Raw genomic sequence first — 25,858 nt, 5'->3', positions numbered from 1 at the left:
GATCAGCGCTGTACGAGTGTCATTTCAAAGCTGTACGAATCGGCGCGGTAGACGTGGTGGCCGGTCTCCACGTGGCGGCCGGTGTCGTCCACAGCCGTGCGTTCCATGGTGACCAAGGCGGAATTTACCTCGGTCTCAAGGAGTGGCGCTTGGTAGTCATTGGCGATCATGGCGCCGATACGTTGCGTGGCAAGGCGAAAATTGACGCCACCTCGGCGCAGAATTGAGTACAGGCCCTCTGCCGCCAGCATGGCTTCGTCCATGGTGGCGATGTCGTCCCGCACCCAGTTCTCCATCAGGGCCAGTGGTTTGCCCCCAACTTTGCGAAGACGCGTGAAGTGGTAGACCTTGGAGCCAGCGGGCAGCTCAAGCGCAGCGAGGGTGGCGGCGTCGGCTTCCTCGTGGGAAAAGCTGAGCACGGTGGTGGTGGGCTTCTTGCCGTTGTTGGTGAGATCGTCAAAAAGGCTGGAAAGTTCCAAGGGTCGACGGACCTGACTGGACACCACTTGGGTACCTACGCCGCGTTTGCGAACCAGAAGACCGGAACGGACAAGCTCGTCCATGGCCTTGCGCATGGTTGGCCTCGAGAGGTTGAGCTGGGCCGCGAGGTCGATTTCGTTCTCAAGGCGGCTGCCGGGTTCCAGTACTCCGCTGTGGATGGCGGCCTCAATCCCCTGTACAACTTGGTGGTAGAGAGGCACGGGAGAAGAGCGGTCGATGTTGAGACCAAGTTTTGTGACCACTGGATACCCCGGGTTTCAGGCGCAACCTCTTGCTTCTTGGTGAATGCTCAAGATATGTAGCCATTTGTTCGCTTGATAGGACATACTTTCTCCCTCGATGGTAGCAGTGAACTTTCGATGGTCAAATGGTTTATGTCAGAGCACAAGACCTCGGGAGGATGGGTGCCATGCCAAAGACCGGAAAGAATGATCACGCCCGCAAGGACGAGTTGCCGTCCACCTTGCAGCGCTCCGACCAGAAGGCCCAGGACACTTTTGCCAAGACCTACGATTCGGCCATGGAATCTTATGACAATGATCCGAGTCGGGCGGCTCGCACGGCTTTCGCGGCCCTGAAGCATAGTTACGAGAAGGTGGGCGACCACTGGGAGCCCAAGGAAGAACGCGGACCTTCCGATGCCCGTGCGGAAGAGGGCGTGGACTCAAATAGGCCCACGGCCGGGGGTGTGGATGCCAATGCCTCCAAAGAGCACCTCTACCGGCGCGCCCGGGAATTGGATATCAAGGGCCGCTCCAAAATGGACAAGAATGAGCTGGTGGAAGCGCTGCAGAAGGCCAACGAAGCCGCAACGCGAAAGGCTCGGGAAGGCTAGCCCCTCCTCATCCCGCCATGGTGCTGAGTCGGTCCGGCATGCGCCAAATATGCAGGAACCGGTTCACACCGGCATAGTTAACGTCTTGGGGTTGCACTTTATGGGTACAGTCACCGCATGAAGGCAGGACAGAAACGAACAGGGGCTTAACTTGGCAGGGAATGCGACCTTCCGGCACAGCAATACCGCGCTGCTCTCGGTGAGCAGCGTCGAGGCTCCGAGGATAGTGAGCTCCACGGATTTCGACCGGAGATTGGCTTCGACCCTGCAGCGGCTGAAGTTTCCACCGCGATTGCTCGAGCGCGTCGCCGGCATCACGCACCGCCGCTGGTGGGCCGCCGGGACATCGTTCGATGACGCTGCCGTGGAAGCAGGCGCAAAAGCCTTGGCTGAAGCCGGCGTCGAAGCCTCGGAAATCGGCTTGCTGATTAACACTTCGGTTACCAGGCGCAACCTTGAGCCGTCCGTGGCGGTCAAGATCCACCACGAACTCGGCCTGCCGTCGTCGGCCATGAACTTTGACTTGGCCAACGCCTGCCTCGGATTCGTGAACGGCTTGATCCTGGCGGCCAACATGATCGACTCGGGCCAGATCCGGTATGCGGTCATCGTCAACGGAGAGGACGCGCAGGGCACCCAAGAGGCCACGCTGGCGCGACTCCAGAGGCCTGAGACCACGCGCGAGGATTTCAACCGGGAGTTTGCCACGTTGACCCTTGGGTCCGGCGCCGCCGCGGCCGTCCTGGGCCCGGTGGACGAGCACCCGGGAGCGCACCGGCTTGTGGGCGGCGTCATGCGTGCCGGCACGGAACACCACGAATTGTGCGTTGGAGGTATCGATGGCATGTCCACCGATACCAAGGGCTTGCTCGACGGCGGCCTGCAGCTTGTGGTGGATGCCTGGCATGAAGCACAGCCCGAGTGGGACTGGGCCAGCATGGACCGCTACGTCACGCACCAAGTCAGCAATGCCTACACCCAGGCGATCATCAATGCCATCGACCTGGACCCGGAGAAGGTCCCCATTACTTTCCCACACTGGGGCAATGTGGGGCCCGCGTCGCTCCCCATGACGCTCGCAGCCCAGGCACAGTCATTGACAACGGGTGACCGGGTCCTGTGCATGGGCGTGGGTTCGGGACTGAATGCAGGAATGGTGGAAATCGTTTGGTAGCCGCCAATTGGCCCGGTGTGGACCCGGAATGGTCCCGGACAATCCGGGTACGGTCCACGTCAAAGGTGGACGCGCCGGACTCTGTCCTCCGCTGGCATGTGCTGGATAACGGTGCCCAGCTCTTGCGCCGTGGCCTGACTCCGATCGGGACTTTGCTGTGCGTGCATGGCAACCCCACCTGGTCCTACCTGTGGCGGACGCTGTTGAGCGCGGGAGCAGACCCGGCTCATCCGTGGCGGGTGGTTGCCGTGGACCAGCTCGACATGGGCTATTCAGAGCGCACCGGCACATTCCGTCGCCTGGCTGACAGGATCAATGACCTCGGTGACCTCACTGATGCGCTGGGCCTGGAAGGGCCGGTTGTTACGGTGGGCCATGATTGGGGTGGCGTGATCAGCACGGGCTGGGCGCTGGAGCATCCGCAGTTCGTCACGGGTGTGGTGCTGACCAACACAGCCGTCCATCAACCCTCGGATTCGCCAATCCCGCCAGCCCTTCGGCTCGCCTTGCACCCCGCCGTACACAAGTGGGGCACCACGACGTCGGACGCGTTCCTGCGCGTGACGCACTCACTGGCAAATCCGCCGCTGCCGGCCGACGTCGGAAGGGCTTTCATGGCCCCCTACCGCGGAGCCGGACGCCGGACCGGGGTGGGGAATTTTGTTGCGGATATCCCGGCAGACGCTTCCCATCCCAGCTTGCCGGCGCTTACCCGTGTGGCGGAAGGCTTGCGCGGGCTCAAGGTTCCCGCCCTGATGCTCTGGGGGCCCAAGGATCCAATATTCTCCGATAGGTACCTCAAGGACCTTATCGGCCGGATACCGCACGCTGACGTCCATCGCTTCGAAGGAGCCGGACACCTCTTGCCGGAGGACAGGGACATTGCCACGCCGGTCTTTGATTGGCTTGCTTTACATGATGCCGCAATCAGTAGCGACGATTCACGGGTGGCCGTTGCTGCTGTCAGCGGAGAGCCGGTCAAGAATGTGGCCGAAGAAAAGGAACCAGCGTTCCGTCCCTTGTGGGACGCCTTGGGCGAGCTGGCGGCGGGACAGGCAAGGGAAGACGCCGCTGTTGCCGAAATGGCACCGGACGGCAGCGTGAGCCGTTCGCTCAGCTGGCAACAGTTGGATCGGAACATCCTGGACCTGGCGGAGGGCCTGCAGGAAGTCGGTGTGGGGCGCGGTAGCCGGGTGAGCCTGATGGTCCCGCCTGGAACCGAGCTCACGGTGGCCCTTTACGCCTGCCTGAAGTTGGGTGCAGTAGTAGTAGTGGCCGACGCCGGACTGGGAACCAAGGGCATGAGCCGCGCCGTGAAGGGCGCAACCGCCGATTTCCTCATTGGCATCGACAAAGCACTGGCGGCAGCCTCAGTGCTCGGCTGGCCGGGGCGGCGCATCAGCGTGCAGGACCTACCCGCCGCCCGCCGTCGAGTCCTGGGGGTTGAGACCTCCCTCGCGGCCTTGGGAAGGCGTGGAGCCACAGGCGGCGCCGGGCGCGGTGACGGGATGCCAAGGACGAGTGTGGACCCAGCTGCCCCAGCCGCTGTACTGTTCACCTCCGGCTCCACTGGCCCCGCTAAGGGAGTGCTATATACGCACGGACAGCTGGCCGCGATGCGGGATACGGTTGCCGCTACCTTCGGGATCTGTTCCGGTGCACGCCTTGTAGCGGGCTTCGCCCCGTTCGCTTTGCTGGGTCCGGCGCTCGGAGCGGTTTCGGTGACCCCGGCCATGGACGTTACTGCGCCAGGCACCTTGACGGCGCGAGCACTGGCGGACGCTGTCGCTGCCATCGACGCTACCGTGGTCTTCGCCTCGCCCGCAGCGTTGCGTAATGTCATAGCTACCCGGGATGACCTGAGCGGAACAGGGCGCATTGCTCTTCAAAACGTTGAGCTACTCCTGTCCGCAGGTGCGCCCGTCCCTGAGCCGCTTCTCGCGCAGGTGCAGCAGTTGATGCCCCAAGCGTCCTTGCATACGCCTTACGGGATGACGGAGGCGCTTCCAGTCACGGACATCAGCCTGGAAGAAATACAAGCCGCTGACGCTGATGCGGCTGCCGGGACCGTTGTCGGAGCCGGCAACGGGGTCTGCGTGGGGAAGCCTGTTCACAGAGCCGATCTGGCGGTTGTCCCGTTGGCGGCGGATGGCACCGCGCCCGGATTGAACCCTGTGACAGATGCGGGGGTGACCGGCGAGATCCTGGTCAGTGCCCCGCACGTCAAGGAATCCTATGACAGGCTCTGGCTGACCCAACGCGAGAGTGCCAGCGTGCCTGGATGGCACCGTACGGGCGACGTGGGACACTTCGACTCCGTCGGCCGACTTTGGGTGGAGGGACGACTTGCCCACGTTGTGACGGCGCCTGGGGCCGTGGTGACGCCGGTCGGGGCAGAACAATCCATCGAACGCCTGGACGGCGTTCGGATGGCTGCCATCGCCGGTGTTGGACCATCGGGAACGCAGGCGGTGGTTGCGGTAGTGGAGACCGCGCCTCCCGTCCCTAAAGCCGGCCCCGCCGGGCCGCAACTCGCGGGGCGTGTCCGTCGAGCAGCCTCCCGGGCCGGCGTCGATGTCAGTGCCGTGCTGGTGGTCCCCGCGCAGCCAACCGACATCCGGCACAACGCCAAGATTGACAGGACCCGTCTGGCCCGCTGGGCTTCACGGGTGCTGGCCGGCGGACGTCCAGGGAAACCATGAAGGTCCTCGTCACCGGGGCCAGCGGTCTCCTGGGAGGGGAGGTTGCACGGCAACTCATCCGCCAAGGTCATGCCGTAGCAACGTTTCAGCGTCGCCCCTCGGGAGTGGACGGCGCGGAGGACTTCCGCGGGTCCCTTGACGATGATGCGGCTCTTCGTAACGCAGTGAACGGGGCGGAGGGAATCATCCACCTCGCCGCCAAAGTGTCCATCACAGGGCGCGCGGCCGAGTTTGATGCAGTAAATGTGGAGGGGACACTCCGGTTGCTCAATCTCGCACAGGCGGCCGGCGTGCGGGACGTCGTATATGTCTCGTCACCGTCGGTGGCCCACTCCGGGGCAGCCATCGTGGGATCGGGGGCGGCGCAGGCTGATCCACACCACGCGCGCGGCGACTATGCCCGCACCAAGGCCGAGGCAGAATTGCTGGCCCTCGCGGCGGATCAATCAGACTTCCGGGTGGCAGCAGTGCGCCCCCACATTGTGTGGGGCCCCGGGGACACCCAGTTGGTGGAACGCGTCCTGGCTCGCGCCCGTCACCGTCGTCTGCCATTGCTCGACGCCGGCGCTGCACTGATCGATACGACCTACGTGGATAACGCCGCGTCCGCCATCGTTGCAGCGCTGCACCGCATGGAGCACGTCCACGGCAAAGCCGTGGTGGTGAGCAATGGTGAACCTCGGCCGATCGGCGAGCTGCTGGCGGGCATATGTATAGCGGGCGGCGTGGCCCCGCCGTCGTGGTCCGTGCCTGGTGGCTTGGCCAGGGCAGCCGGAGCCGTAGTAGAAAGGTTCTGGACCTGGGCAGGGCGCAAAGAGGAACCGCCGATGACCAGGTTCCTCGCTGAACAGCTCTCCACCGCACACTGGTTCGATCAACGCGCAACCCGTGAACTCCTCAACTGGACACCTGATGTTTCGATTGATGAGGGACTGGCCAGGCTGGCCGAGTACTACGGTTCGAGGAATCGGGCGATAGGGGAAACAGGCCGGCTTCGGTAGAGCGGTTCTGCCCTTTTTCGCCGAATCGGTGTTGCCAAACCCCAACCGCAGGATCAAAGTGAGATAAATCAGATCACTTACATGGTCGGGGGACCGTGTACGGGCCGGGGGTGGACCATGAGCACCACGTCAGACAACGCCTTGGAAGCAACGCCTGCAGGTGAGGAACCACAGCTTAAACGCGTGCTGGGACCAAAACTGCTCCTTCTCTTTATTGTCGGCGACATTCTTGGGGCCGGGGTTTATGCGGTTACCGGGACAATGGCAGGGACAGTTGGTGGCATCGTCTGGTTACCGTTCCTCCTCGCCTTCATCGTCGCCACCCTCACCGCGTTTTCCTACCTTGAGTTGGTCACGCAATACCCGCAGGCAGCAGGCGCAGCGCTATATACGCATAAGGCCTTCGGGATCCATTTCGTCACCTTCCTCGTGGCGTTCGCTGTTGTTTGCTCCGGCATTACCAGCGCCTCGACATCGGCCAATGTCCTTGCCCAGAACTTTTTTGGTGGCCTGGAAGTCAACGGCTGGATGGACGTGCCGGACCGTGGTGTGATCACCGCCGTGGCACTGGGCTTCATGCTGCTGCTGGCAGTGATCAATCTGCGGGGCGTGGGGGAGAGCGTCAAGTTCAACGTCATACTCACGGCGGTTGAGGTGCTTGCCCTGTGTGTCGTGATCGGGGTTGGCTTCTTCGTGATGGCCCAGGGAACCGGCAATGTCCAGGAGATCTTCGTTTTTACCGACTATCAGGACAAGGGGCTGTTCCTGGCGGTCACTGCAGCTACGTCCATTGCATTCTTTGCCATGGTGGGCTTCGAGGACTCCGTGAACATGGTTGAGGAAACCAGGAATCCGGAACGGATTTTCCCCCGCACCATGTTGACTGGCCTCGGCATAGCAGTGATCCTCTACATGCTGGTGGCTGTGTCCGTGGTGAGTGTGCTGACCCCGGCGGAGTTGGGGGAGATCAGGGAAGCCGAAGGAGCAGCGCTTTTGGAAGTGGTGCACAAGGGATCACCGGATTTCCCCATCGACAAGATCTTTCCTTTCCTCGCCGTCTTCGCAGTGGCCAACACGGCGTTGATCAACATGTTGATGGCCAGCCGGCTTATTTATGGCATGGCACGCCAGCACGTTCTGCCTCGCTCCTTGGGTCGGGTATTGCCGGGTCGTCGGTCGCCGTGGGCTGGCATCGCGTTCTCCACCGTCCTTGCCATGGGGCTGATCTGGTACGTCAGCATGGACCCCTCAAGCAACATCGTGGCCAACCTTTCCGGGACCACCGCGTTCCTGCTGCTGTGCGTGTTCACCCTGGTCAACGTCGCCTGCGTGGTCCTTCGCCGAAAGCGGGATCCCCACCGAAAGGTGTTCTTCACCTCTCCAGGACAACTGCCGTTGGTGGCAGCCGTACTGTGTGCCTTCCTTGCTGGTCCTTGGGTGGGCAGGAACCCCATCCAATACCAAGTGGCCGGCGGCCTGATGGCTATCGGCGTGGTGCTGTGGTTCATTACCTGGCTGATCACCAGGAAGACCAACACCAGAGGGGAAGAACCAGCCCGGGCACAGGCGGACCAACATAGCCAGGGACGACAGCAGCCACCGGAGGAATGACCAGGTTTCAGGTCAGGTGGTCAAAATCTCCCCGCGTCCATGCTGCATGCCGCTGAGCTGAGTCGTGAAGTACGTTTTTCGCTCCCGAGGCGATGACGTTGTTGAAGTTGCCGTAAATGCGGTCGAACGTCAGCAGTTCCAGTTGGGCTGCAATTCGCAACGCCACCGCGCCGGAGAGTGGTAGGCGATTGGGATAACTGCGCATGAAGGCGACCGTGCGACGATCTGGATTGGGAAACACGCTGTCGCCGGTCAGCAAAACCCCTCTGCCGCCGGCTCCTGCTGCCCAGTGCGCCACCGCACTGCCGGAGAAATGCCCACCTGTCTGATGCAGGACCAATCCATCGGCGATTGTTGTGGTGCCGGACCAGTAGGTAACGCTTGGATCGCTGCGGCCTAGCCATTCGCGGTCGGCCGCAGCGACCAGGACCGGGACGTTGCCAAGACGGCGCGACCATTCCACCTGCACACCGAACATGTGCGGATGACTGGCGGCAATAGCTACAACGGGGCCATGTTCAAGGACCGTTGCCACAGCGTTGTCATCGACATAACCCACGGGATCCCACAGCAGCGAGCCTTGGGACGTCACCACGAGCTGGGCAGTCTGGCCGATACCGACTTTGGGCTCAGTCCTCACTGCTATGAGTCCGGGTTCGTTTTGCTCCAGCACGATCTTCCGTCCAGTACCAGTCAGTTCGTCCAGAGTGAGCCATTGTTGCCCGTCCTCCGGCACATACTGTCGTTCGTCTGCGCAGATGGGACAGACGTCTGGCGTAGGCTCGTCGCATTCAACGGCGCAGGTGGCACAGATCAGCATCAGGAATCCTTTCGACGGCACTTTGTGTCCGGCTGTCCCGCCAGGTATCGCGAGATGATCATCATGCTTACTATTGTGGGGCAGTCGTAGTCGGAGAGGGACACCACACTAGGAGCGGACATGGCACTGGGCAAGGGAACACACGTGGAGTGGAACACCCCGCAGGGCAAGACGCACGGAAAGATCGTGGAAAAGAAGACCAGTGACTTTGTCCTGGATGGCAACAAACACGTGGCCAGCGACGACGAGCCGCAGTACGTGGTGGAGTCAGAGAAGACCGGTGCCAAGGCAGCGCACAAGGGCTCCGCATTGACTGAAAAGAGCTAGTGGCATGGCACCGCAACACGAGGTAGTCATCATCGGCGGCGGCAATGCAGGTGTGTCACTGGCTGCCCGCTTGAAGCGATATGGCGTCAAGGACATCGCCCTCATCGAGCCCAAGGAGCATCATTTGTACCAGCCCTTGTTCTCGCATATCGCGGGCGGCCGGGCCCAGGTCAAAGAAGCAGTCCGGAGCCAGGAGTCAGTGATGCCCAAGGGCGTCGCGTGGATCAAGGATAAAGCGGTCAACGTGGATGCGAATGCCAACTCAGTGACGCTGGCCTCCGGTTCCACAGTGACCTACGGACACCTTGTGGTGTGCCCGGGGCTGCAGTACAACTGGGACGCCGTGCCGGGGCTGGCTGAGGCGGTGCATTCACCGTACGGTTCCTCTCATTACGAGTTCGAACTTGCGCCGAAACTCTGGACCCTCTTAAGCACTTTGAAATCGGGCACCGTCATCTTCACCATGCCGTCGGGACCTGTTAAATGCGGCGGGGCCAGCCAGAAACCGATGTACTTGGCCTGTGACTACTGGAGGGAGCAAGGCGTTCTGGGAAACATCCGGGTTGTTATGGTCCAGCCTTATCCCACAGTTTTCGGGGTTCCCGAGGTAGACCGGGAGCTTGACCGCAAGATTGCCGAGTACGGAATCGAACTGAGGACAAACAGCGAATTGGTGGCGGTGAACCCCGCCGCACGTACGGCCACTATCCGAAACAATACAGACCACACCTCGGAGGACTTGCCCTACGATGTCCTCAATGCCGTCCCGCCCCAGTCTGCGCCGGATTGGCTTAAAACCACGGACTTGCCGGCGGAAGGGGACCAGCACGGTTTTGTGGAGGTGGACACGCAGACGCTGCGCCACCCCAGATACCCCAATGTCTGGTCACTGGGCGACGCTGCAGGAACCACCAACTCCAAAGCCGGCGGGGCGTTGCGCAAGCAGACCAAAGTCCTGGCGAAAAATTTGCTCTCGGCCCGCAAAGGCGAACCTCTCAGCCAGAAGTACAACGGATACTCCGTATGTCCGTTCACCGTTTCCCGGAGCACAGTGGTCTTTGCCGAGTTCGACCCCCAGTACAGGCCCATGCCAACCATCCCAAAGGTGCCCACATGGAAAGAGAGCCGATTCTCCTGGTGGGTGGACCGCGATATGTTCCCGCAGGTTTATTGGCACCTGATCCTCAAAGGCCGGGCGTAGCAGACGCAAAGGGACCGGTCTGGCCAAACGGCCGGACCGGTCCCCTTTGTTGTAAACCTGGTGTTGTGAACCTAGGCGGGCTGAATGTTCTCCGCCTGCGGACCTTTGGGACCCTGCGTGATGTCGAATTGGACCTTTTGGTTCTCCTCCAGCGAGCGGTATCCGCTCGACGTAATCGCTGAGTAGTGAGCAAACACGTCAGGGCCTCCATCGTCCGGGGCGATGAATCCGAAACCCTTTTCAGCGTTAAACCACTTAACTGTTCCTGTTGCCATGCCTTTATTTCCTTCACCCGGTCGCTGGTCGGTCCCGCTGGTCGGTTTGCCGTCCCTGCCACTCACGATACGAGCCTATGGGCCGGTTCCGCTTGGGGCAACACATTTGTGGAGACGCGTAAGCGTCGGTGGGAAGAACGTCCGACGGCGGAAGGCCGCCGTCGTTTGCTTGTTGCCTTTGCCGGGGCTGCTTCAGGGCAGCCGGGTTGCGTCACGCTTTCGGTGGGCGAAGTGTACGGTCCGCTGCTTCTGTGCGGCCTAGTGCGCGAAGCGCCAGCAGCGGAAACAGGAGTACCGAGAGCATCCCCGCGCCTATGAGGGCCGAGGAAATTCCACTGCTGATGAACCCATGCTCCCGGCCGATGGTTGTCACCGCCACGATGATTGGCAAAGCTGTGGCCCCGAATAGCATGAGGGACCGTTTGTCCGCTCGGGTGGAGCCAGGAGGCGCAGTGAGCAATGACGGAAGGCCGCGGATGATCAGCAAAAGGGCGAGGAACAACGGGACCATGGCCAGGGTCAGGGGACTGGAGGTCAAGGCGCCCAAGTCGAAATCAATGCCGGTATCGATAAAGAAGATGGGCACCAGGAAGCCAAAGGCGACGGCGTCGATCTTCGTCTCAATGACTTTCCGATCTACTTCAGGAGCACGTGCGATGGTGACCTTCCAGAGGACCCCGGCAGCAAAGGCGCCGAGCAGCATATCGAGTCCCAGGACCATGCTGAGCACTACCAGCCCGCTGAGAATCAACAGGATGGAACGCATGGCGAATTGGCTGCTGGTATGCAGTGTGGCGGTGACTTGGGCATGGAATAACGTGTGCCGCGCCTGGGAAGCAAGGTAGATTGCCACACCAGTCAGGAGAACGAAGCCGAGAAGGACTCCTGATGCCACGCCAAGTTGTTTGCCACTGAAGAACAACGAGATGGCAATGAGCGGACCGAACTCGCCGGCCGCACCCAAAGCGGTTACGGCGACACCGATCGGCGACTTCGAAGCGCCGGCGTCCCGAAGGATAGGCAGCAAAGCGCCTAAAGCCGTGGAGCACAAGGCAACGCCGATGATCACGGCTGCCTCAGGCGAGGGACCCAGGAGGAAACCGGCCCCAATGCCGGCGGCCAGGGAAATGACCCAGCCTGCGGACGCGCGATAAATGGGTCGGCCGCGGATGGCCGTGAAATCGATCTCGTTGCCGGCCACGAAGAACAACATGGCCAGTCCGAAGTCGGCCAGCATGTCGGTGAATGCGGTGGACTGCACCCATCCCAGGAGGCTGGGACCGAACATGATGCCAAGAACAATTTCAAAGACCACGATCGGCACTCTGACCCAACGGTCAAGGAGCCGGGTGGCAAGCGGTGCCAGGACAGCCAGGACGGCGATAAGGACCAGTGACGTGGACAAGCCTTGCATCGGCAGTGCCTCCGGTACCTTGGCTGCTCTAAGGAAAAGTACTCCAAAGCTACCGCCAGCCCTCCCGGCGCGCCAGAAGTCCTGTGCCGAAAGTCCTGGCCCTCGAACCACCGGATCCGGGTTCCACAAGGAACGGTGAAGCAGCATACTGATTCGAGGAAGACGCCACAGCACCGCGGCATCCGCCCGTGGCCAGAAGAAGGAGTGCCTCGTGGGAATCCTCACCGCTAACCTGTTCGTTACGCTCTACGGCGTCTACCAGGCACCCGGCGGCCCTGAGGAAGACAGAGGCGGTGGCTTCGAATTCGGAGGCTGGCAGGCAGCGTATTTTGACGACGAGACAGGCGAAGCCATCGGGGCGGGGATTGACCGCATGGACGCCTTGTTGCTTGGACGAAAAACCTACGACATCTTTGCGGGGTTCTGGCCGCATCAGAAAGACCACATCGGCGAGACGTTCAACGCCTTGCCAAAGTTTGTCGTCTCACAAACCCTGACCCGCCCGGAATGGGAAGGCACCACTGCACGTGCGGAAGTCTCGGAGCTGTCTGAAGTAAAGGAGCGGTTCCTGGATATCCACATGTTCGGCAGCGGACACCTTATTCGTTCGCTCCTGGAGGCTGACCTTCTCGACCGACTCAACCTTTTCCTTTACCCGCTCACCTTCGGCTCGGGAAAGCGGTTGTTCGCCGACGGCTCGGGAGTCCCGGCGGCATTCCGTTTTGTGCAACCACCGAGGGCTTTCCCGAAAGGAGCGGTATTGCTCTCCTACGAGCGTGCCGGTGCGCCGATTACGGGTATCACCATCGGTCAGGACTAGCCGCGCGTCTTCAGGTTTCGCGCAGCGTCAGGAAGCTGGCCGGCCGGGCCATTGCTTACCCGCCCACGGGTCATAGTCTGCGATGAGCTTCTCTTGGGGCGGGCGCCGGTCTTCAGGGACGTGCTGAAGGTTTACCCGCACCCGATACCAAAGGGAACTTGATCCCCGCATCCCGTCCACAAGGACGTCGGCAGGGTGCAGCAGGGAAACAACGTCAGAGTGCAGGGCCTTCCACTCATCGAGAGCTGCCTCGGCCTCGGGCTTGGTCTTGGTGCGGGCCACCTCGATCAGGGGCATCGTTGAGATCCGGCGACCTGAGCCGTCTCCGCTCCTGGGTGCCTTCTCAGCCGGGCCAAGCTCCGCAGCCAGGGAAAGAAGTCCGTCCAGCGAGCCGGCCGCGTCGTCTATTCCGGCGTGGGGGTCGCCCAGATCCGAAAAACGATCGGGTACTGAGTGGACTGTGAACTGCTCTGGCCGGGCGGAGCGCACCTCCTCCCAAGTGAGCGGTGTAGAGACGCGGGCATCGGGCCGGGAACGGACAGAGTAAGCCGAAGCTACGGTGCGGTCCTTGGCGTTCTGGTTGAAGTCAACGAATACGCTCTCCCCACGCTCCTCCTTCCACCATTTGGCGGTTGCCAGCCCGGGAGCACGGTTTTCCACTTCACGGGCAAGGGTCTCGGCGGCGAGCCGCACGTCGCGGTAAGACCACTGCGGTGTTATTCGGACCAGGATATGGAGCCCCCGGGAGCCGCTGGTCTTTGGCCACCCCACCAACCCGACATCATCCAGGACATCCTGTGCAACGTATGCAGTGTCCACAATCCGGGACCAGTCGACGCCGGGCATAGGGTCCAAATCCACCCGCAGTTCGTCCGGGTGGTCAAGGTCCTCCGCACGGACAGGGTGCGGGTTGAGGTCCAAGCATCCGAGGTTCACCACCCACGCCAAGCCGGCAGCATCGCGGATCACCGTCTCCTCGGCGGAGGTGCCGGACGAGTAATGGAGAGTCGCTGTGCCAATGAAGTCAGGATGGTTTTCCGGGACGCGCTTCTGGAAAAACGGTTCCGCGTCGATGCCCTTGGGAAAGCGCTTGAGCACCATCGGACGGCCGCCAGCGCCGCGTAGAGCTCCCTCTGCCACTGCGAGGTAGTAGTTCACCAGATCGAGCTTCGTCAGCCCGGGCTCGGGAAACACCACCTTGTCCGGATTGGAGATGCGGACCTCACTGCCGGCAATGTCGAGGATCTCGGCCGGGGACTTCGACGGGTTCATGCGGCCACGCTAGCAACCAATAGCCCTCCCAGCCAGAGCAACCTTCAAACGAAAAGGCATAAAAGGACTTCAGCTTGGAGGCACAAATTCTGCAACTGGCTTTAAAAATATAAGTAGGTATGGTGTTGTCATAACGAAAATATAGAGGAGTGCAAAATGTCCGGTAAATCACCCAGCGGCGCCAAGTCGAAGAAGACGGGGAAGACTATTCTGGAAAAGCGGGCCGAAAAGAGGGCAAAAGCTGAAGGCAGCGAAAACCTCTTTTCCAAACCAAGGAAGAACCAGCGCTAAGGGCCCTTCAGTAACGGCCGGGTGACATGGAGCGGCCACCGGCCGGCGTCGCTGGCCATATGGTGCCGACGAGTGCGGCGGTAGATGTGAAGAAACGGAAATTCAAAACATGCGGCAATTAGTCTCTGCGCTCATTATTCCTGCGCGCCTCAATGAGCAAATTCGAGTGGAACGCATTGAGGCTGCCATGGCAATACAACAGTCACTCGTGGAGGGAAATGTTGAAGCAATATCCGGCCGTGGCTGGCACGTTCTCCTGAACGACCAGGCAATTCACATTCCTTTGCCCCTGAACCCACGGGCCGAGGTCTTGATCCGGGAAGCGGGCACTCCAATGGACGACACCGTCAGTGGCACGGCCGTTTTCCTCGGTCACGGGAGCAGCGGGAGCGCCGCAGACGTGCCGAGTCATCTGTTGAGTCTGGCGGAGCGCCTGTTCGAGACTCGACTGGCAGCTTAAGCAGAAGGCCTTCACAGGTGGGGACGGGACGGGCCGACTATATTGGCCCTGTCAGCCCAACACCACCATTGAGGGAGCCTGCACACTATGGCCAAGGAACTTGCCACCCAACTCATCGAACAACTCCAGGCTGCCGGCGTGCAGCGGATCTACGGAATCGTTGGCGACAGCCTTAATCCAATCGTGGACGCTGTCCGGCAAACCGGAGGCTCCAAGAAGGGCGGCATCGACTGGATCCATGTTCGCCATGAGGAGGCGGCCGCATTTGCTGCCGCGGCAGAGGCCCAGTTGACGGGAAAATTGGCTGTCTGCGCGGGGTCATGCGGACCCGGCAACCTGCACCTGATCAATGGGCTGTACGACGCCAACCGCACCGGAGCCCCGGTGCTTGCCATCGCTTCGCACATCCCCAGCAAGCAGATTGGCAGCGGCTTCTTCCAGGAAACCCATCCGGACCGCCTCTTCAACGAGTGCTCCGTGTATTCGGAGATGGTCAGTACGGTCGAGCAAGCACCGCGGGTCATGCACAGCGCCATACAGAACGCTGTTGGCCTCGGGGGAGTTGCTGTTGTCACCCTTCCGGGCGACATCGCCGGGCTTGAAGCTACGGCACCAACCCCATTGCCGGCCGCATTCCGTCCGGCGGCCTTGGTGCCCGATCCAGCCAGCGTCCGGGAACTCGCTGACGCCATTAACGACGCCGGTAAAGTGGCTATTTTTGCCGGTGCCGGCGTCGAAGGGGCGCATGATGAACTGATCGCCCTGGCAGAACTGGTCAACGCACCAATCGGCCACTCCCTGCGGGGCAAGGACTTCGTTCAGTATGACAACCCTTTCGACATAGGAATGACCGGGCTGCTCGGCTATGGAGCGGCGGCCGAAGGCATTGAAGATGCGGATCTGCTGATTCTGCTCGGCACGGATTTTCCCTACGACCAGTTCCTGCCGGACACCCGCACGGCCCAGGTTGACAGGGCCGCACAGCGGCTGGGGAGGCGGACCGACGTCGACATCGCAGTCCATGGCGACGTCCTTCCTACCTTGACGGCCTTGCTGCCGCTGGTCACGCCGAAGAAAAGCCGGCGTTTCCTTGACCAGATGCTGAAGAAGCATGACCGACTGATGAACAAAGCCGTGGGTGCCTACACGCGCAAAGTAGAGAAGAAGCAGCCCATTCATCCCGAGTACGCGGCGTCGCTGCTGGACCAGGTTGCAGCGGAAGACGCCATCTTCACAGCCGATACCGGCATGTGCAACGTCTGGACTGCGCGTTACATCAACCCGCTGGGCACGCGTCGGCTGATCGGCTCGTTCCTCCACGGATCCATGGCCAACGCCCTTCCGCACGCCATCGGCGCGCAGGTGGCATATCCCGGGCGGCAGGTGGTTTCCGTGTCGGGCGATGGCGGCCTGTCCATGCTGATGGGCGAGCTCATCACGGTGGCCGCGCACCAATTACCCGTGAACGTGGTGGTGTTCAACAACTCCACCCTGGGGATGGTGAAGCTCGAAATGTTGGTAGACGGGCTACCCGACTTCGGAGTGGACGTTCCGGACGCCAATTACGCGGCGGTGGCCAAAGCCTTGGGTTTCCACTCCGTACGCGTCACGGATCCGGCGGACATCGAGGCCGCGTACCGGGCGGCATTTGCGCATCCTGGTCCGTCCTTGGTGGAACTCATCACCGACCCCAACGCCCTCTCTATTCCGCCGAAGATTTCGGGCTCACAGGTCCTTGGATTCGCTACGGCCATGTCCAAAGTGGTCCTGAATCGCGGCGCTGGGGAAGCTGTCAGCATGGCGCGAAGCAACCTGCGCAACATTCCCCGGCGGTAGGCTACGGCCGGCTGGCGGCAGCGAGGTAGGGCGCTGTCCGGCTTGTTCGGGAACCCGCGACGACGGCTGGCGGGCCTGCAACCATGATCTCGCCGCCGGCGTCGCCACCGCCGGGTCCCAGATCGATCACCCAGTCGGCGCCTGCTACAACGTCCATCTCATGCTCCACAACGATGACAGTGTTTCCGGCATCCACCAGCTTGTGCAACTGGGTCATCAGGAGTTGAACGTCGGCAGGGTGCAGGCCAGTGGTGGGCTCGTCCAGCAGATAAAGGGTGTGACCGCGTTGGATACGCTGAAGTTCGGTGGCGAGTTTGATGCGCTGTGCTTCACCGCCGGAAAGCTCAGTGGCTGGCTGGCCCAGGCGAAGGTATCCCAAGCCCACCTCGCGAAGGGTTTGGAGACTGCGGGCAACGCCGGGAAGATCAGCCAGGAATTCGGAAGCCGCGTTCACGGTCATGGCCAGGACGTCGGCAATATTATGTCCACGGTAAGTGACTTCCAGGGTTTCGGGATTGAACCGCGAACCGTGGCATTCGGGGCAAGAGCCGTAACTCCCGGGGAGGAACAGCAGTTCCACTGCCACGAACCCTTCTCCCTGGCAGGTTTCGCAACGGCCGCCGGCCACGTTGAAGGAGAACCGGCCAGCCCCGAATCCGCGGGCACGGGCTTCCTCAGTGGCTGCAAACTCCTTCCGGACTCCGTCAAAGAGCCCGGTGTAGGTGGCCAGGTTGGAACGAGGGGTCCGACCGATGGGCTTCTGGTCCACCTTTACGAGGCGGTCGAGCTGGTGAAGCCCGGATACCAAGCCCACAGCGTTCGCCGGGTGCAGCGTGCCGGAGTCGAGAGCTTCGGGATGCAACCCGGCACCGACCACCTCGGCGAGCACCTGGCTGACCAAAGTGGACTTACCCGAGCCGGATACGCCAGTTACCGCCGTCAGCACGCCTAACGGGAACTCAGCCTCCAAGTCCCGAAGGTTGTGCCTGTTGATGTTTTGAAGCCTGAGCCACTCTTTCGGCGGGCGGATCTCTTTTGGTGGACAGGGCTCTTTTGGTGGGACCGGGTTGTGGCTATTGGGAAACAGGAACGGCCGCGTGATGGATTCCTGCACGTCAGCAAGTCCGGCCACAGGACCGCTGTAGAGGACCTGTCCACCGCCATCGCCGGCGCGCGGTCCGACATCGACCAGCCAATCCGCCGCCCTGACGAAATCCATGTTGTGCTCCACCACGAACACAGAGTTGCCTGAGCTCTTGAGCTGTTCCAGCACGGCGAGGAGCGGCTCGGCGTCGGCCGGATGGAGTCCTGCAGATGGTTCATCAAGAACGTAAATGACGCCGAAAAGCCCGGAACGCAGCTGTGTGGCGATCCTGAGGCGTTGCATCTCGCCTGGAGAGAGCGTTGGCGTTGGACGACCCAGCGCAAGGTAACCCAGGCCCAGATCCAAAAGTACCGTGACCCGGTTTAGTAGGTCGCGGGTGATGGCAACGGCAACCTCGTTGGTTTCACCGGAGGTCCCGGTCCGTGAGGCTGTGCCGGCCGCCGTCAATTCCGTGGTGGGGCGGATGATGTTGGCCAGCTCGGTCATCGGCAGGGCATTGAGCTCAGCGATGGTCTTGCCGGCGAAGGTGACAGCCAGTGCTTCCGGCCGGAGCCCGCTGCCACCACATTGCGGGCAGCGGCCGGTTTCCATGAAGCGCAGAACCCTGTCACGCATCGTGGTGCTTTTCGAGTCGGCCAAGGTGTGGAGCACATAGCTTTTGGCGCTCCAGAACCGGCCTTTATAGGGCTTGGCGACGCGGTCCCGTTGCGGCGTCACTTCCACTACTGGCTGTTCTTCGGTGAAGAGAATCCAGTCGCGGTCCTTCTTTGGTAGCTTCCGCCACGGCGTGTCGACGTCGTACCCAAGATGCGTGAGGATGTCGCGGAGATTTTTGCCTTGCCAAGCGCCGGGCCACGCGGCGATTGCACCATCCCGGATGCTGAGGGACGGGTCGGGAACCAGGGACCTTTCCGTGACCGTGTGGGCGACACCCAGCCCGTGACACTCGGGGCAAGCACCGGCAGAAGTGTTGGGGGAGAAGGCGTCGGAGTCCAATGGCCGGGCCCCCTCCGGGTAACTCCCGGCTCGTGAAAAGAGCATTCGCAGGGAATTGGACAGCGTAGTCAGAGTGCCAACACTGGAACGGGCGGTTGCCGTGCCCCGGCGTTGTTGGAGGGCGACGGCGGGTGGCAACCCTGTGATCGCTTCCACCTTGGGATTGTGGCCCTGTTGGATGAGGCGCCGTGCGTACGGGGCCACGGATTCGAAGTAGCGGCGCTGGGCTTCGGCAAAGATGGTGCCGAACGCCAGGGACGATTTTCCGGAGCCCGAAACTCCGGTGAACGCAACGACTGAATCTCGGGGCACGTCCACGTCCACGTTGCGGAGGTTGTTCTCGCGGGCTCCGCGGACCCTGACGAACCCGTCCTCAGCGTCGGCAAACTGTGCTGACCCTTGGGTGGAAGCTTGGCGCCGGGCAATTGTCAGTTTGCTGTCCATTGACACGACTCTATCGGGCGCCAGTAACCTACGCGATTCGCTGTGGCCGTGCCGGAAACTTGCCGGGCAGTCACATAACCTTTTGTCCGGGGCGTTCGCCCTGCTTTGAAAGTTTCATTGTGAATCTTTCGCTTGATTGTCTCGTTGGGGGAAGACTCGTGATCAGAAAAATAGTGTCCGCATGGTTCCTTGCGGCAACTTTGGCAGCGGTGTCGCTGGTGTTCGCGGTACCAGCGGAGGCGGGCCTGCAGGTGTACAACCCCTGTCAGCGGCTCAGTGCCGGGCAGGTGAAGTTCCCGTCATACGCGGCCAATCGTGTCACGTTCGCCACTGCGACAGACCGCTCACAGTCTGCCGTGGTCATCACAGGGTGCGTACGGGCGGGGAGCGGGTACGCACAGGAGTGGCAAACCACCGGGTTCGCCGGTTCCAAGGGTTTCTCGGCGCAGAATCTTGCATGGGAAGACACGTGGAAGTCTCCCACCGGAAGCTTCAGTTTCACGGAGGCCTTGGGCCGATCCAATCCGGGGACCGCTTTGAAGTACTACACGGTGAATCCCAATTCCCGCTGGGGAGGTGAACATGGACCCACCTATAACCAGTATTTCGAGGGACTGGGCGGCGAATCGGACGAGAACCTTTGGACGTATATGAACCAAGGATTCTATGAGCAAGCCGCGGTGATCAACTGGAACCGATACCCGGACATGCCAACTGTCCAGGGGGCGTCCTATGCAATCTTCTTCCACGCCGGCAACGTCCCGAGTGCTGGCTGCATTTCAACGCACTTGGGGACCGTAACCCAACTTCTGAAGACCAACCGGCCCGGTGACCGCATCATCATGGGCGCCGTGGACGACGTCTTTACTCCCTACAGCAGCTCACCATTCGGGGCAATCACCAACAAGTACGCCGCAATCGGCGGGCCCGCCTACGCCGGTGATCCCATCAGCAACGAGATGTATGGCCTCAAAAATGGTGGAGCCGGACAAGCTTTCCAACACGGCTCCATCTATCACTCGCCACTGTCCGGTACCTTTTTCAGCACAGGAGTGATACGCGGCAAGTGGGGTTCAACAGGCTTTGAAAACGGAGTCCTCGGTTACCCGGCGTCCGATGAGATACGGATGACCCGGGGAGCCTTGGGCCAGGCATATCAGAACGGATCCATCTACTGGGGCGGCAGCACGGGCGCGCACATCAGTATGGGCGCCATTCGTGCTGCATGGGGTGCCACCGGATACGAAAGAGGCTACCTCGGCTACCCAACCACGGACGAAATATCCGGCATGGCCAAGGGCGGCATCGGTCAAGCATACGAATATGGCTCCATCTACTTCACACCCGCCACCGGAGCGCACGTCAGTACTGGCTTGATCCGCCGCAAATGGGCCTCCCTCGGCTACGAGTCGGGGATTCTGGGGTACCCGGTCACGGACGAGATCCGGGGCATGGTGAACGGTGGCGTCGGGCAGGCCTACGAAAACGGGTCCATTTACTACTCGCCTGCCAGCGGCGCGCACGTCAGCATGGGTGCGATTCGGAACCTCTGGGCCCAGCACGGGTTCGAGAAAGGCAAGCTCGGTTACCCGATCTCCGATGAGTACGCTTCAGCCGGCGCTGTAGTGCAGGACTACCAGGGAGGTAGCATCAGCTGGTTCGGTTCCAGTGGCAAGGTCAGCTTCAAAGCGAACTAGCCGATTTCGTATCTCAAATGACAAGTCATGGCGCAATCCGGTCCCCAAGAGGACAATGCCGATCATGGCTGGACAAATAGTCAATGATCAAGGCGTCAATGAACAGGACGCCAACGAAAATATAGTCAGGCGGCTGATCGACTGCATCAACGATCGCCACGTCGAAGTCATGGATGAGCTGTTCCACGACGACGCCGTGATGCATTGGCCTCAATCCGGGGAAGTGGTACGCGGCGCCGAGAATCGCAGGGGTATCTACAACGCTTTTCCGCAGTTGCCCACGATCACGCCCCGTCGCCTGCTCAGCGGTGGGAACCTGGTGGTGGCTGAGGCGTTGCTGGATTATGGTGGGCCCGCCTATGAAACAGTCTTCATCTTCGAATTTCGCGATCGCAGGATTGCCAAGGAGACTGCGTACTGGAGTGAGGCCTTCCCGGCCCCGGAGTGGCGTTCGCAGTGGGTTGAAATCAGTAGTCCTTAGTCGCTTTCGCCCCAAAGAATGGCCGGGGCTACTCCGCGGCAGGTCGCCGTCGTTGTTGTTTTGTGGCCGACCTGAGTTCTTTCGCTACGCGGTGGCGCCTGGCGGAGCCGCGGGTCGGCTTGGAAGCGCGACGGACGGTTTCGGGGACGAGGCCCTTTCTTATCAGCTCAGCGAGCTTGGCCATGGCGATCTCCCGATTACGGAGCTGTGATCGTTCTTCCGAGGCGGTCACAGTGATGGTACCGGCGACCAGTTTTCGCCCCAAGCGTTTGAGCAGTAACTGCCGCTGCTCATCAGTCAGGGTGGCAGAACCGGTAACGTTCCACATCAATTCGGCCCGACTGTCCGTGGTGTTCACGTGTTGGCCGCCCGGTCCGGAGGAGCGGGAGAACCGCCAGGTGAATTCCGCGGCGGGGATCGTCAGCGAAGGGGAGATTTCCAGGTCCATAAGTCAAGCCTTGCACGTCACAGAGGCCTACGCGGGCACGTTCGCTTCGACATCCGTCGACACGTTTTTAGAAATTAGGTAAGGCTAAGCTAATCTTTCATTTTGTGATTGAACTGAATGAACTTTCGGGGCTTGAGGCCACGGACCTGGTCCTCCGTTATGGGGACAAGGACGTAGTCCATGGAGCAGGGCTCCGCTTGGAGCCGGGGCGCATAGTTGCCCTGGTGGGCCCTAACGGCAGTGGCAAATCAACCCTGCTGCGGGCGCTGGCCCGATTGCACGAGGCGTCTTCCGGAACCGTAACGGTCAAACCTGCGGACGGCGAGGTGTCTGATGCGTTGATGATGAAGCGCAGTGACTTCGCCCGGCATGTCACGTTGCTCTCGCAAAGCCGCCCGGTGCCGCACGGCCTAAGTGTCCGCGACGTGGTCGAGTTCGGGCGCCATCCCTATCGGGGGCGGTGGCGTGCTGCCGATCCTGAGGGGCCGGCCGCTGTCGACCGCGCCATGGAGCTGACTGGTGTGGCGGAACTTGCCAACCGGGGCGTCCATGAACTCTCGGGCGGGCAATTGCAACGTGTGTGGCTGGCCAGCTGCCTGGCGCAGGACACTTCGGTGCTGCTGCTCGATGAACCAACTAACCACTTGGACCTCCGCTACAAGGTGGAGATCTTCGACCTTGTGCACGATCTCGCCCGGATTCACGGTGTGGCGATTGGCGTGGTTCTGCACGATCTCGACGAGGCAGCCGCACTTGCCGATCACGTGGTGGTTCTGTCGGAAGGCCGAATCGCGGCCGCCGGGCCGGCGCACGAGGCCCTCGACGCGGAGCTCCTCAGTGACGTCTACTCAATTCCCATCGTTACCCACACTGACCCGCTGACCGGTAGGCTGCGCACCCGCGCTGTAGGCCGGCACAGCGACAGCTGAACACCCCCTCACTAACGTAAGCCCCCCAACACGAAAGGGACCCTGTGTCCATGAAGATCCACAAAGCCCTGGCCGCCACCGCTGCCTTGGCGGTCCTGCTCACCGGCTGCGGCACCACTGAAGGCCCCGCGAGTTCCTCTTCGAACAGTGCCGGCGCGGGAGAAGCCATCACTGTGACCGACGCCCGCGGCACCGAGGTCAAACTCGATGGCCCCGCCAAGCGCGTGGTCGGCACCGAATGGAACGTGGTGGAGAACCTGACCACCCTCGGCGTCATGCCGGTAGGCGTCGCGGATGTCAAGGGTTACAGCGCCTGGGTGACCGCCGGCAAGCTGGACAGCACACCCACCGACATCGGAACGCGCAACGAGCCCAGCTTCGACACCATCGCGTCCCTCGATCCTGACTTGATCGTTGCCACCACCGACCTCGCCGAGCCAGTCATCAAGCAGCTCGAAGAGCTGGCTCCCGTTGTTGTGGTCAAGTCCGCCGATGGAAGCCGCCAGATCGCGCAGGCCGAGGACAATTTGAAGCTCGTCGCCAAGGCGACCGGCACCGAGAAGAAAGCTGATGAGGCCATCGCAGCGTTCGACGCCGCCGTTGCCGAGGGCAAGGCCGATCTTGAAAAGGCCGGCTTGGGCGGTTCCCGCGTAGCGTTCGCTGACGGCTGGGTTGCTGATGGCAAGGTTTCCATCCGCCCGTTCACCAAGGGATCCCTGCTGGCCGACATCAACACCGAGCTGGGTCTCGTGAACCCGTGGACGGTTGAAGGCGACCCTGCCTACGGACTGGGCTCCACCGACGTCGAGGGCCTGACCGCGGTCAACGCCGACCATTTCGTCTACATCACCAACAGCGCGGATGGCGACTTCACCGAGCAATTGACCGACAACGCAGTCTGGAAGTCGCTTCCGTTCGTCTCAGCCGGCAAGGTGCACCGCCTCTCTGACGGCATCTGGATGTTCGGTGGCCCAGCCTCGATGACCCAGTACGTCGACGCAATCGTCGCGTCCCTCACCAAGTAGCCCCACCCGCATGACCGACACTGTGAAGAGGCCCGCCATGACCGTTCCCACGGCCATGGCGGGTGCTCCCGTACCTGCCGCGCCGACTGGACGAAATGTCCGCGGTCGCTCCGGGCCGGTCCTGGTGGCTGGCGCCGGGGTTGTTATCCTGGCTCTGTTTTCGATGATCCACCTCACGCAAGGAACGGCCGACGTCGGGCCTTTCCAGTTGTTGGGGCTGCTCACCGGAGGTGGAACGGACCAGGAAACCGCAGTGTTGGTTGCCTCGCGCGTACCGCGACTGTTTGCCGGCCTTTTGGTCGGCGTGGCGTTGGGGGTGGCCGGCGCAGCTTTGCAGTCGGCCACCCGCAACGTCCTTGCTTCCCCTGACACGCTGGCTGTGAACGCCGGCGCCCATTTCGCGATAGTGGCTGTGGCCGCTTTCGGTCTTTCCCTTCCGGCACTCCTGTCCGGTGGCATCGCCTTCATCGGCGGCCTCGCGGCGGCGTTGCTTGTTCTGGCGCTGTCGGGTGGTGGTGCCAATGGCAACGGAGGCCCGATTCGCCTGGTGCTCGCCGGCACAGCGTTGGCATTGGGCCTGCATTCGGCCACCAGCGCACTCCTTCTTTTGTTCAGCCAGGAAACCACCGGTCTGTATGCGTGGGGCCAGGGTAGCCTGGCCCAGTCGCGTACTGACGAGCTAATTCAGTTCACGCCCATCGTCCTCGTGGCTATAGCCGCACTCTTCCTCCTCGCTCGTCGAATGGATTTGCTCGGGTTGGGTGACGACGCCTCCAGGCTGGCAGGTGCGGATCCCCGCCTGGCCCGGGTGGGCGCCGTCGTACTTGCCGTTGTCCTGTCGGCAGCAGCAGTGACAATCGCCGGCCCGATCGGATTCGTTGGCCTCTGCGCCCCTGCGATCGTCCGTCTCCTGGCATCCCGTCTTCGTGGCCTGGGACGGCACAGGGCATTGCTGCCCATCTCCGGCCTGGCCGGTGCAGTGGTGGTCATCGGAGCGGACGTGCTGGTTCGTGGTCTTTTCGGTGCCCAAGCCGGTGTTGAAGTCCCCACCGGTGCAGTCACTACGGTTTTCGGTGCAGTATTCCTCGTGATCCTGGCCATGCGGATGTCCGACGCCGGGTTGAGTGTTGCCGGTGATGCCCTGGCAAGGCTTCGCACCCGCAGGTTCTTCCTCACGGTATTGATCGGGCTCCTTGTCCTGCTCACCGGCTTGCTGGTAGCGGGTGCCCTACTGGGCGATGCGAAGCTCCTGCTCGGGGATCTCGTCAACTGGCTCACCGGACAGTCGGGAAATCGTGTCAGCGCCGTCCTGGGTACACGAATGCCGCGTGTCCTGGCGGCGGTCCTCGCCGGCGCGGCCTTGGCTCTCGCCGGTGCACTCATCCAAGCGGTGTCCCGCAATTCCCTGGCCGAGCCCGGCATTCTTGGCGTCTCCGGCGGTGGCGGACTCGCAGCAATCATCGTCATCACCACAGTCCCGACGGCGGGCTCGTGGGTGATCACTGGCTCCGCGCTTGGTGGAGCGGCACTTTCTGCCCTGCTGGTCTTCGGATTGGCTTTCCGCGGCGGGCTTCAACAAAACAAGCTGGTGTTGATCGGCATCGGCATCTCCGCGGGACTGGCGGCCGCTATCACCGTCCTCCTGGTGACGACAGATCCGTTCAACCAGACAAAGGCCCTCACTTGGTTGTCAGGCTCTACCTATGGCCGCAACTTTGTCTCTGTCCTGCCACCGCTGCTGGCCCTGGTGCTTGCGCTGCCTGTGCTGGCGGGCATGAGGCGGGATCTCGATCTGATTGCCGTGGATGACGATTCTCCGCGCGTGCTGGGCGTAGGGCTATCCGGATCCCGGGTGCTCCTGCTTACGGTGGCTGTGCTTTTGACCGCTGGTGCCGTCTCTTCGGTGGGCGTGATCGCTTTCGTGGGACTTGTGGCACCCCACGCCGCCCGCACACTTGTAGGCGCACGGCACTCAAGGGTCCTGCCCGTGGCAGCGTTGATCGGAGCCTGCACGGTGGTGCTGGCCGATGTCATTGGCCGCACGGTCATAGCACCGGCCCAGATACCTGCCGGAATCATGACGGCGTTGGTGGGCGCCCCTTACTTTGTGTATCTGCTCTGGCGTTCACGGGTGGACCGCACGGTCTAACCTCCCACGAGGTTCGCCGCTAGAGTTGGGGCAACGTACACGAA

The 25,858-nt window shown here is 61.8% G+C and carries 22 protein-coding genes; 15 read left to right on the top strand and 7 right to left on the bottom strand.

All coding sequences use genetic code 11. The features are described from left to right. Window positions 1-2: 2 nt before the first annotated feature. Window positions 3-743 (bottom strand): GntR family transcriptional regulator, encoded by a 741-nt coding sequence (locus M1D89_RS13610; protein WP_017199821.1) that lies wholly within the window; start codon window positions 741-743, stop codon window positions 3-5. A 167-nt stretch (window positions 744-910) separates the two neighbouring features. Between M1D89_RS13610 and M1D89_RS13605 the strand changes: the two genes are divergently transcribed. The 5 genes from M1D89_RS13605 (at window position 911) to M1D89_RS13585 (ending at window position 7,824) form a co-directional block, all read left to right on the top strand. Continuing rightward, window positions 911-1,336: a ChaB family protein gene (locus M1D89_RS13605; RefSeq protein ID WP_498644194.1), complete on the top strand. Its 426-nt coding sequence runs from the start codon at window positions 911-913 to the stop codon at window positions 1,334-1,336. 151 nt (window positions 1,337-1,487) lie between these two features. Beyond that, window positions 1,488-2,510 carry a 3-oxoacyl-ACP synthase III gene (locus tag M1D89_RS13600; RefSeq protein ID WP_498644192.1) on the top strand — a complete coding sequence of 341 codons (1,023 nt, stop codon included), beginning with the start codon at window positions 1,488-1,490 and terminating at the stop codon, window positions 2,508-2,510. Then, window positions 2,504-5,212 carry an alpha/beta fold hydrolase gene (locus M1D89_RS13595; protein WP_498644190.1) on the top strand — a complete coding sequence of 903 codons (2,709 nt, stop codon included), beginning with the start codon at window positions 2,504-2,506 and terminating at the stop codon, window positions 5,210-5,212. The genes M1D89_RS13600 and M1D89_RS13595 overlap by 7 nt, the downstream gene beginning before the upstream one ends. Beyond that, complete coding sequence (locus M1D89_RS13590; protein ID WP_498644188.1) at window positions 5,209-6,213, top strand: NAD-dependent epimerase/dehydratase family protein; 1,005 nt, start codon at window positions 5,209-5,211, stop codon at window positions 6,211-6,213. The genes M1D89_RS13595 and M1D89_RS13590 overlap by 4 nt, the downstream gene beginning before the upstream one ends. A gap of 117 nt (window positions 6,214-6,330) precedes the next feature. Beyond that, window positions 6,331-7,824, top strand: coding sequence for an APC family permease (locus tag M1D89_RS13585; RefSeq protein WP_498644186.1), 1,494 nt, complete (start codon window positions 6,331-6,333; stop codon window positions 7,822-7,824). Between the two features lie 7 nt (window positions 7,825-7,831). Here the strand turns inward: M1D89_RS13585 and M1D89_RS13580 are convergent, their stop codons facing one another. Further along, the gene (locus tag M1D89_RS13580) at window positions 7,832-8,644 is read right to left on the bottom strand and encodes an MBL fold metallo-hydrolase (RefSeq protein ID WP_498644184.1); all 813 of its coding nucleotides are present in this window, start codon (window positions 8,642-8,644) and stop codon (window positions 7,832-7,834) included. Window positions 8,645-8,764: 120 nt separating this feature from the next. Between M1D89_RS13580 and M1D89_RS13575 the strand changes: the two genes are divergently transcribed. Both M1D89_RS13575 and M1D89_RS13570 read left to right on the top strand, forming a co-directional pair. Then, the gene (locus M1D89_RS13575; protein WP_498644182.1) at window positions 8,765-8,971 is read left to right on the top strand and encodes a hypervirulence associated TUDOR domain-containing protein; all 207 of its coding nucleotides are present in this window, start codon (window positions 8,765-8,767) and stop codon (window positions 8,969-8,971) included. 4 nt (window positions 8,972-8,975) lie between these two features. Then, window positions 8,976-10,172, top strand: coding sequence for an NAD(P)/FAD-dependent oxidoreductase (locus tag M1D89_RS13570; RefSeq protein WP_498644180.1), 1,197 nt, complete (start codon window positions 8,976-8,978; stop codon window positions 10,170-10,172). A gap of 71 nt (window positions 10,173-10,243) precedes the next feature. On the opposite strand, the gene M1D89_RS13565 is transcribed toward M1D89_RS13570, so the two are convergent. Together M1D89_RS13565 and M1D89_RS13560 are read right to left on the bottom strand one after the other, a co-directional pair. Further along, window positions 10,244-10,447, bottom strand: coding sequence for a cold-shock protein (locus M1D89_RS13565; protein ID WP_014921815.1), 204 nt, complete (start codon window positions 10,445-10,447; stop codon window positions 10,244-10,246). Window positions 10,448-10,658: 211 nt separating this feature from the next. Next, the gene (locus M1D89_RS13560; RefSeq protein WP_498644178.1) at window positions 10,659-11,861 is read right to left on the bottom strand and encodes a cation:proton antiporter; all 1,203 of its coding nucleotides are present in this window, start codon (window positions 11,859-11,861) and stop codon (window positions 10,659-10,661) included. 211 nt (window positions 11,862-12,072) lie between these two features. Here M1D89_RS13560 and M1D89_RS13555 point away from each other — a divergent pair, with 211 nt between their 5' ends. Then, window positions 12,073-12,681, top strand: coding sequence for a dihydrofolate reductase family protein (locus M1D89_RS13555; protein WP_498644176.1), 609 nt, complete (start codon window positions 12,073-12,075; stop codon window positions 12,679-12,681). A 27-nt stretch (window positions 12,682-12,708) separates the two neighbouring features. Here M1D89_RS13555 and ligD read toward each other — a convergent pair whose 3' ends face one another. Beyond that, on the bottom strand, window positions 12,709-13,953 hold the full coding sequence (gene ligD / locus M1D89_RS13550; RefSeq protein WP_498644174.1) for a non-homologous end-joining DNA ligase: 1,245 nt from the start codon (window positions 13,951-13,953) through the stop codon (window positions 12,709-12,711). Window positions 13,954-14,353: 400 nt separating this feature from the next. Between ligD and M1D89_RS13545 the strand changes: the two genes are divergently transcribed. Together M1D89_RS13545 and M1D89_RS13540 are read left to right on the top strand one after the other, a co-directional pair. After that, window positions 14,354-14,704, top strand: coding sequence for a DUF3846 domain-containing protein (locus tag M1D89_RS13545; RefSeq protein ID WP_498644172.1), 351 nt, complete (start codon window positions 14,354-14,356; stop codon window positions 14,702-14,704). Window positions 14,705-14,791: 87 nt separating this feature from the next. Then, window positions 14,792-16,540 carry a pyruvate dehydrogenase gene (locus tag M1D89_RS13540; protein WP_498644170.1) on the top strand — a complete coding sequence of 583 codons (1,749 nt, stop codon included), beginning with the start codon at window positions 14,792-14,794 and terminating at the stop codon, window positions 16,538-16,540. A gap of 1 nt (window position 16,541) precedes the next feature. Here the strand turns inward: M1D89_RS13540 and uvrA are convergent, their stop codons facing one another. Then, window positions 16,542-19,085, bottom strand: coding sequence for an excinuclease ABC subunit UvrA (uvrA, locus tag M1D89_RS13535; protein ID WP_498644168.1), 2,544 nt, complete (start codon window positions 19,083-19,085; stop codon window positions 16,542-16,544). 158 nt (window positions 19,086-19,243) lie between these two features. On the opposite strand from uvrA, the gene M1D89_RS13530 reads away from it, so the two are divergent. Both M1D89_RS13530 and M1D89_RS13525 read left to right on the top strand, forming a co-directional pair. Further along, window positions 19,244-20,782 (top strand): hypothetical protein, encoded by a 1,539-nt coding sequence (locus M1D89_RS13530; protein WP_498644166.1) that lies wholly within the window; start codon window positions 19,244-19,246, stop codon window positions 20,780-20,782. A gap of 64 nt (window positions 20,783-20,846) precedes the next feature. Further along, window positions 20,847-21,263, top strand: a complete 417-nt coding sequence (locus tag M1D89_RS13525) for a nuclear transport factor 2 family protein (RefSeq protein ID WP_498644164.1) — start codon at window positions 20,847-20,849, stop codon at window positions 21,261-21,263. A gap of 28 nt (window positions 21,264-21,291) precedes the next feature. Here M1D89_RS13525 and arfB read toward each other — a convergent pair whose 3' ends face one another. Beyond that, window positions 21,292-21,711, bottom strand: coding sequence for an alternative ribosome rescue aminoacyl-tRNA hydrolase ArfB (gene arfB, locus M1D89_RS13520; RefSeq protein ID WP_498644162.1), 420 nt, complete (start codon window positions 21,709-21,711; stop codon window positions 21,292-21,294). Window positions 21,712-21,815: 104 nt separating this feature from the next. On the opposite strand from arfB, the gene M1D89_RS13515 reads away from it, so the two are divergent. Genes M1D89_RS13515 through M1D89_RS13505 form a run of 3 tightly spaced genes read left to right on the top strand, consistent with a single transcriptional unit; the run spans window position 21,816 to window position 25,814 of the window. Further along, on the top strand, window positions 21,816-22,640 hold the full coding sequence (locus M1D89_RS13515) for an ABC transporter ATP-binding protein (RefSeq protein ID WP_498644160.1): 825 nt from the start codon (window positions 21,816-21,818) through the stop codon (window positions 22,638-22,640). A gap of 44 nt (window positions 22,641-22,684) precedes the next feature. Next, window positions 22,685-23,665, top strand: a complete 981-nt coding sequence (locus M1D89_RS13510; protein ID WP_498644158.1) for an ABC transporter substrate-binding protein — start codon at window positions 22,685-22,687, stop codon at window positions 23,663-23,665. 10 nt (window positions 23,666-23,675) lie between these two features. Further along, window positions 23,676-25,814 (top strand): iron ABC transporter permease, encoded by a 2,139-nt coding sequence (locus M1D89_RS13505; protein WP_498644156.1) that lies wholly within the window; start codon window positions 23,676-23,678, stop codon window positions 25,812-25,814. Window positions 25,815-25,858: the final 44 nt, after the last annotated feature.

Source organism: Arthrobacter sp. D3-18 (assembly GCF_054408525.1).
This window is presented reverse-complemented; position numbering and strand designations above follow the sequence as displayed.

Bases quoted from the DNA above. Each gene is read 5' to 3' on its own strand.
- M1D89_RS13605 (WP_498644194.1), top strand. From the start codon at position 911: ATGCCAAAGACCGGAAAGAATGATCACGCCCGCAAGGACGAGTTGCCG.
- M1D89_RS13590 (WP_498644188.1), top strand. From the start codon at position 5,209: ATGAAGGTCCTCGTCACCGGGGCCAGCGGTCTCCTGGGAGGGGAGGTT.
- M1D89_RS13585 (WP_498644186.1), top strand. From the start codon at position 6,331: ATGAGCACCACGTCAGACAACGCCTTGGAAGCAACGCCTGCAGGTGAG.
- M1D89_RS13580 (WP_498644184.1), bottom strand. From the start codon at position 8,644: ATGCTGATCTGTGCCACCTGCGCCGTTGAATGCGACGAGCCTACGCCA.
- M1D89_RS13575 (WP_498644182.1), top strand. From the start codon at position 8,765: ATGGCACTGGGCAAGGGAACACACGTGGAGTGGAACACCCCGCAGGGC.
- M1D89_RS13570 (WP_498644180.1), top strand. From the start codon at position 8,976: ATGGCACCGCAACACGAGGTAGTCATCATCGGCGGCGGCAATGCAGGT.
- M1D89_RS13565 (WP_014921815.1), bottom strand. From the start codon at position 10,447: ATGGCAACAGGAACAGTTAAGTGGTTTAACGCTGAAAAGGGTTTCGGA.
- M1D89_RS13560 (WP_498644178.1), bottom strand. From the start codon at position 11,861: ATGCAAGGCTTGTCCACGTCACTGGTCCTTATCGCCGTCCTGGCTGTC.
- ligD (WP_498644174.1), bottom strand. From the start codon at position 13,953: ATGAACCCGTCGAAGTCCCCGGCCGAGATCCTCGACATTGCCGGCAGT.
- M1D89_RS13545 (WP_498644172.1), top strand. From the start codon at position 14,354: ATGCGGCAATTAGTCTCTGCGCTCATTATTCCTGCGCGCCTCAATGAG.
- M1D89_RS13540 (WP_498644170.1), top strand. From the start codon at position 14,792: ATGGCCAAGGAACTTGCCACCCAACTCATCGAACAACTCCAGGCTGCC.
- uvrA (WP_498644168.1), bottom strand. From the start codon at position 19,085: ATGGACAGCAAACTGACAATTGCCCGGCGCCAAGCTTCCACCCAAGGG.
- M1D89_RS13525 (WP_498644164.1), top strand. From the start codon at position 20,847: ATGGCTGGACAAATAGTCAATGATCAAGGCGTCAATGAACAGGACGCC.
- arfB (WP_498644162.1), bottom strand. From the start codon at position 21,711: ATGGACCTGGAAATCTCCCCTTCGCTGACGATCCCCGCCGCGGAATTC.
- M1D89_RS13505 (WP_498644156.1), top strand. From the start codon at position 23,676: ATGACCGACACTGTGAAGAGGCCCGCCATGACCGTTCCCACGGCCATG.